4 protein-coding genes are annotated in these 6,665 nt (G+C 61.5%); 1 reads left to right on the top strand and 3 read right to left on the bottom strand.

Annotated elements, in window-relative coordinates; translation table 11 throughout:
- Window positions 1–224: hypothetical protein (locus tag BMYO_RS11860; protein ID WP_211276830.1), on the top strand; the 224-nt coding region annotated here is incomplete at its 5' end.
- Window positions 225–386: 162 nt separating this feature from the next.
- Here BMYO_RS11860 and BMYO_RS05935 read toward each other — a convergent pair.
- From BMYO_RS05935 to BMYO_RS05925, 3 genes are all read right to left on the bottom strand, one after another.
- On the bottom strand, window positions 387–2,711 hold the full coding sequence (locus BMYO_RS05935) for a YhgE/Pip domain-containing protein (RefSeq protein WP_094667594.1): 2,325 nt from the start codon (window positions 2,709–2,711) through the stop codon (window positions 387–389).
- Window positions 2,708–5,443, bottom strand: a complete 2,736-nt coding sequence (locus BMYO_RS05930) for a YhgE/Pip domain-containing protein (RefSeq protein WP_094667593.1) — start codon at window positions 5,441–5,443, stop codon at window positions 2,708–2,710. The genes BMYO_RS05935 and BMYO_RS05930 overlap by 4 nt, the downstream gene beginning before the upstream one ends.
- A 366-nt stretch (window positions 5,444–5,809) precedes the next feature.
- A complete protein-coding gene (locus BMYO_RS05925; RefSeq protein WP_094667592.1) occupies window positions 5,810–6,577 on the bottom strand; it encodes a nitroreductase family protein in 768 nt (255 codons plus the stop codon).
- Between the last annotated feature and the right edge of the window lie 88 nt (window positions 6,578–6,665).

Here is a 6,665-nt window from a genome sequence, read left to right as displayed (position 1 = left end):
CGGTCTGGTTTGGCGGTCTGGTTTGGCGGTCTGGTTTGGCGGTCTGGTTTGGCGGTCTGGTTTGGCGGTCTGGTTTGGCGGTCTGGTTTGGCGGTCTGGTTTGGCGGTCTGGTTCTGCGGTCTGGTTTGGCGGTCTGAATCAAACAAAGACACAATCGATACGTGTTTTGCGGTACGAAGACCAAACAAAAAAGAAAGGCTCTGTGACACCAGCTTTGACATAAGAGGCAAATTGGTGGGGTTGATTCCTTTAGGGAATGAACCCATTCAGGGAAATGAATCAATCCATTCAGAGGAATCAAGGGAATCAACCCCTTCCGAACTTTCGTTGATTAACCCATGTCAATTCTGGTTTAACAGAGCCAAAAGAAACCCAGCAATCCGCCTCACATCACCTTGGTGCTTTCGAGATTGCGGATGATCCAGTCGTTGAGACGGATTACGGGTTTGCGCAGCATCAGGCCGAGCAGCAGCGACGGCACAAGGAACAGCGCCAGTTTGCCCATGGCGATCCAGTACTCCATGCCGAAGGAACCGGCCATGGCCGAATGCATCGCGTCCACGGCGTAGGGGAAGAGCAGCCATTTGGACACTGCCTGGAAGAACGGCGGCAGCGTCTCCACCGGGAACGTGCCGCCCGACCCAGCCACCTGCATTACCAGCAATATCACGGCGATGGCCTTGCCGATGTCGCCGAATGAAACCGTCAACGTATATACAATGTTCGAAAACACCAGTGCAGCCAGCCATCCGACCATAAGGAACTGCACCGGGTGCTCGCACTGCACGCCCAGATAGAACAAATCGCCCAGACATACCAACGTGCCCTGCAACAGCGCCAGGAAGCCGAAAACCATGTACCGTCCGAAATACTCATGGTGCAGCTGCAAACCAAACTGCCGCGCATTGCCGGGGGACTCGGGACGGGGTTTCTTGAGCACGTCCAACGCGGCGCTCGGCCCGGCCACACGACCGGCAATCAACGCCTCGCGAAGCCCGACTTCACTCCCCAATGGCAGGTCGTTGCCAAGCCCCAGCACCTTGGCCTTTTCATGGTCGGAAATGGAAACCTTCAGCATGGCCGCCAGAATGATCGCGCCCACCCAGATGGCCAGAATCGTGTAGAACGGAGCCATGGCTGAACCGTAGTTCGCCATCGGGTACAGCGGGATGCGGTCAACAGCCACGGGGGCGGCGAGCATCGAAGCGAGGGTATCCGGATCGGTCGAAAGGACGCTGGATAGGTCGCCGCCGCCGTCCTTGGCCAACGACGAGAACTTGCCAGCCAAGGTATCCAGTTTCTTGGCGGATCGGTTCAACGCCGCCGAGGCCTTGCCCAAAGAGTCCTGTATGCCCGTGATGCTGCCGGACAGTCCTGCGGACATCCCGGATACGCTATCCACCGTGGAGGAAAGCCCATCGATGACGTTGGAGGCCTGATTCGCCACGTCGTCCATCGAAGCGGCCAATTTCGTCAGCTGCGGCTTCAAGGCGTGCTCGTAGGTATCCGAAACCTCGGTGATGGACTTGCGGGCCGCTGCGATCTTGTCTGCTATCTTCTGACGGGTTGCCTCAGCGTCCGCGGTGCCGTCGGTGATGTGCTGAGCGGCCTCGCCCAGTGCATCGGCGGCCGATTGCAGCTTCTGCTTGGTTTGTTCGGCCTGTGCCGCGGCCTTGGCCAGTGCGTTGCGAACGGACTGCACGGAACTCTGGTCTGCCAACGATTGCAGCGCTGCCGCGTAATCGCCGAATGTATTGGCCTGCGCTTGGACCTTCGACTGCATATCGGTCAGCGCGCCCGCCACCTGTGCGGACTGCGATCCGATATCGGTGAATGCCGCGTCAATCTGCTTATCGATGGAGACGTATGCCTCGTCGGCCTGCTTCAGAGCGGCGCTGACGCCGTCCGCGGCCCCGGAAAGGGCGTCGCCAAGGCTGGTGGCGCCTGATTGGGCTTGTTTGATGGACTGTTTCGTGTCCGCTGCCGCCGAGCCGGTGGAGCCCAGCAGTTTGTCGGTCGAGTCGATGATGCCGTTCGCGGCTCCCAGCAGGTTGACATAGGAGTCGATCTGCGCTGCCGTCCCGGTGAGTTTGGCCGACATACCGGTGAGATGGCTGGTGGCGTTGTCGATGTACTGGGCCATTTCCGGGCTTTGCGCGTATTTGGCCACGTTCGAGGCCAGATTCAACGCCACACTGGACAGCGTCTTGACGAAGGTCTGGTCGATGGTGGTGGCCACGGTGCTGGCGCCCTCGTCCGTGATATGCGGGGCGATCGGATTGATTTTCTCGTTGAGATAGTATTCGAGCTTCGCATGTGTGATGGTGGGCGAGAACAGCGTCATCATGTCCGCGCTGAAGCTTTTGGGAATCACCAATGCCGCGTAGTATTCCCCGGAGTACACGCCGTCGATGGCCTTGTCCCGGTCCACGAACTGCCAGTCCAGATCATGGTTGGCCCGCAGCGCGCTGGTCACGGTCTCTCCCACGTTGATGGGCACCGGGATGAGATCGGATTTGTAGCCCTTGTCGGTGTTCGCCACCGCGACTTTCAGAGCCTTCGTGTTGCCGTATGGGTCCCAGCTGGCGGCGATGTTGTACCAGGCGTACAAGGCCGGCACGATGACCAGACCCATCGCCACGATCACCGCAATCACATTGCGCGTGGCCTGGCGCAGGTCACGTATGAACAGCTTCCAGATGAGCTTCATCGCACGCCTCCCTTGTTCTGGCCGTTGCGATTGTCTTGGTTGTTCTGCCCGTCCTGCTGGTCCTGCTGCCCGTCCTGTTGGTCATCCCGCCCATCCTGTTGCCCGGCCTGCCCAGCGCGATCGGTGCGGTCGGCCCGCAGAACGTGGCCGTCGTGTTTGCCGTGGTCGCGGAATCGGCGCCAGACGTAGCCGTTGAGCATCACATCGCGGAATTCGTCGGCGTTCATCGCGCTGACGCCCACCTGCATCGCGTAGCTTTCGCGCGTGTACTCCACCACGATCAGATACGCATCGATGAGAATGATCGACAGAATCCATGCGGTGAGCATCGTGATCTTCTGCTGCGTGACGAACAGCAGCACGAGGAAGACGAACGGCAGCACGGTCAGCAATACCAGACCGGAGACGATCATCATCGGATACCGGGCGAAGAACCGGTGTGCGCGGCTGGTGATGAGGGCCCGCAGCTCCTTGCTGTCGGACACCGTGCGGAACACCGCGTTGAGGCTCACATGCTCGTTGACCATGCTGTTGTGCTCGGTGATCATGAGATCGGTATCACCCAGACGGCGGTCGAACAGCGCGTTGAGGTTCATCGCATACCGGCGTATCACCAAACCGATGAACAGCGCAGCCGGCAGGTACAGCGCGAGATGGCCCATGTCCAGCCAGTAATGGTTCGCATACGTGCCGGCGATCGGCCCGCGCATGGCGTTGATGCCATAGGTGAATGGCAGCCAGGGGTGCAGTTCGCGGAAGAAGTCGGGCATCATCTCGATCGGATAGAGGCCGGAGGCGCCGGGAATCTGCACGATGACCAGAATCACGGCCACCGCCTTGCCGATGTGCCGGAACGCCACGGCCAGCGCGTAGATGATATTGATGTACACGAACGAACAGAACACGCCAGCCAGTATGAACAGTAGCGGATGCTCGCACTGGATGCCGAGCGCGAGATCGCCGACCGTGGCGATGATCGCCTGCAGGAATCCGACCGTGACCAGCAGCAGCCAGCGTCCGAGATATGCCTGAGTGGCCGTCACATGCCGGAGATTCTCGCGGTCCACCTCCAGTTTGTAGATGGCGATGAGCACGAAGCCGCCCACCCACAGCGCCAGATTGGTGTAGAAGGGCGTCACGGCTGAGCCGTAGTTGTCGGTTGGGTAGACCACTTTGGTGACAAGGCTGACCGGATTGCCGATGAATGCGCCGAATTCCTGATCATTGAGATGCAGGGTGCTTTGGATTTTCCGATAGGCCGCGGAACTGTCGAGCGCGCCGATGTCGGTGCGCACGGTGTCCACGTCTTCGGTGAGCTGGGTCAGGGACCGCTGCGTGCCGCTGATGGTGGATCGCGTCTGGCCGATGGTGTCGGACAGTTGGTCGAGCAGTCCGTCCGTCTGGGTGAGTGTGCCGTCCAGCGAGACCAGCGTGCCGTCCAATGTGCCGTTGAGGGCGGCGAAGCCATTGAGGGATGCGTTGAGATTCGGCATCACCGTGCCGGTGAGCGATTGACGGGCCTGACTCAACGCCGCGAGTCCGCCGGTGGCCGCGGTACCCATCGCCCCGGAGAGATGGGTGGTGGCGTCCTTGCCGGAGTCGATGAATTGCGAGGCGTTGTCGTGGAAATCCTCGATTTGTGCCTGCTGCCGGCCGATGACGCCTTCCAGCGTATCGAGCTGGCTCCATATACGCTGCCCCAGCGGGTCGGTTGTGTGTTCGTCGATGCCGGCCTGACGCAACGCGTCCCTGACGTTGTCGATGGCGGTCTGCGTGCGGTCCAACGGGGCGTTGAGGGCATTGGTGATGGAATCAACCGAATCCTGCGCGGTGTTGAACGAGCCGATGATGCTGCCGGCCGCCGTGTTCGCGTCGACCGCGAGGCCGGACAGCTTGGCCGAGCTGTCGTCAAGCGCTCCCACGAGTGTGGAGGAGAAGGCCTGCGAACCGTTCTGCGCTTGGGTGAGCAGCGCGCCGGACTGCTGTGACGTCTTGCGGGCGCTCGCAATCGCCGTGCTCAAGGTTGCGGTGGTGCGCTTGGCGTCGGCGATGGTGCCGTCCGCCTGGTCAAGGGTGGATTGCAGGTCCTGCAGAGCGCCCTGCACGCTACCGATGGTGTCGAGCACGGTGTTGAGGTCCGCGATGGCGTCCTGTTGGGTTGAATCGGTGGCGTTGTCGAGCTCGCCGCCGGCTTTGGAAACGGCCTTCGCCACGGTATTGCCCACCGTGGCCACGAACGTGGAGTTGATCTGCTCGTCGATGGTACTGGCGCCGGTGTCCGTGATCTTGGGCGCGATGGCGTTCTTCTTCTCGTTGACGTAGTAGCGGATTTTCGGGCGCTTGCCCGTACCGGTGACCGAATCCACCAGACTGGCGCTGAAATCCTTGGGCAGCACGATGGCCGCGTAGTATTCGCCGGTCTCCACGCCTTGGACGGCCTGATCCTCACCGTCCACAAAGCGCCAGCCGAGCTGGTGGTTCTTCTTCAGCTCGGCGACCACCTGTTTGCCGGCGTCGAGCTCGCCGACCAGATCGTTGGAGGTGCCGCGGTCCTCGTTGGCGACGGCGACCTGGATGTTGCCGGTGGCCGAGTACGGGTCCCAGTTGGCCAGGATGTTGAACCATGCGTACAACGAGGGGATGATGGCCACGCCAAGGGTGACCACCACGGCGACGGGATTGCGGACGATGCGCAGGAAATCACGTCGGAAGATACGCAAGATGGTCCGCATGCCGCCCTCGTTTCGTAGACGGTTTCGCCGTCCGTGTCAATTATCGAATGACCAAGAGCAGTCTATCCCGCGTGCCGTCTGACGAAAGGGCGGAATGCCGCGAAATGATGGGGAATTGGCTGCCGCTTGTCCAATATCTGGTCTCAGTAAGCGGACGGCGTAATGATGGCAATCGCCGCCGGCCTTTCGCTTGCTGGAGAGGGAGGCCGGCGGCGATTCGCTGGTATGGGTTCGTTGGTATGGGTTCGTTGGTATGAGGGTTGGCGGACCCGGAGTCGAGGTCTGCCGGGGCGGGCTGCGGAGGAATCGACCGAAGTCCACTGGGGCCGCTGGAATCCGCAGCGGCCCGCCGGGCCTGTGACGGGCCTACTTGTCCAGCTGGAAGCCTTGGGCTGCGGCCTTGTCGAGCAGCGTCTTGCCACTGACGTCCTGACGGCTGATCGTGGCGATCTGGTCGCTGAAGGCGTCCACCGGGCGGTCCGCCTGACGCAGGTCATAGTAGCGGTGGACCTCGGCGTCGAATCCCGCCAACGTGGCGAGCGTGTCGTCGGCGTCCGCCGGATAGGTGTTCTCGAAGAACTGCATGTCGCGCGGCATGCGGGGCTTGAGCGCCGGTTCCTGATCGGGCTTGCCGATGGCCAGACCCAGCACCGGATACGTGTATTCCGGCAGGTTGAGCAGCTCGATGAGCCCGTTGATGTTGTTGAGCGGCGAGCCCAGAATCACGCACCCAAGTCCCAGCGAGAACGCGGCGGTCTCCATCGCGTGCAGGGCGAGAACGGCGTCGTTCTGCGCCTGGGCGAAGCGATAGCTGGTCTTGAGGTTGAAGTCGTCGGACGACGGGTCGATGCCTTTGCGCTCGGCGATCCGGGCGTTGCGGTGCTCATCGATGATGAACAGGTAGAGCAGCGGGGCGGTGGCGATGTACGGCTGGGTGCCGAATTCGGCGACCTTGGCCTTGATGGCCGGATCGGTGATGCGGATGGCGGACCAGTCGTTGAGGAACTGGCTGGAGGCGGCGTGCTGGGCCACGGTTTCGAGCGTGGCGATGGTGTCGGCGTCGATGGCCTCATCCTTGAATTTGCGGATGGAGCGGCGGTTCAGCAGGGTTTCGATTGTCGCATTGGTAACCATGATGCCATTGTCGCACGCGTGGGTGGCGGTGGGAAGAACGGTCGCCTGACGGCGGAATGCGGATGCCGGGCGACCGGTGGGCGACCGG

The sequence above is a fragment of the Bifidobacterium myosotis genome, assembly GCF_002259745.1.
Lineage (GTDB): Bacteria > Actinomycetota > Actinomycetes > Actinomycetales > Bifidobacteriaceae > Bifidobacterium > Bifidobacterium myosotis.
The sequence above is the reverse complement of the archived record's forward strand: the minus strand, read 5'-3'. Positions and strand labels throughout refer to the sequence as shown.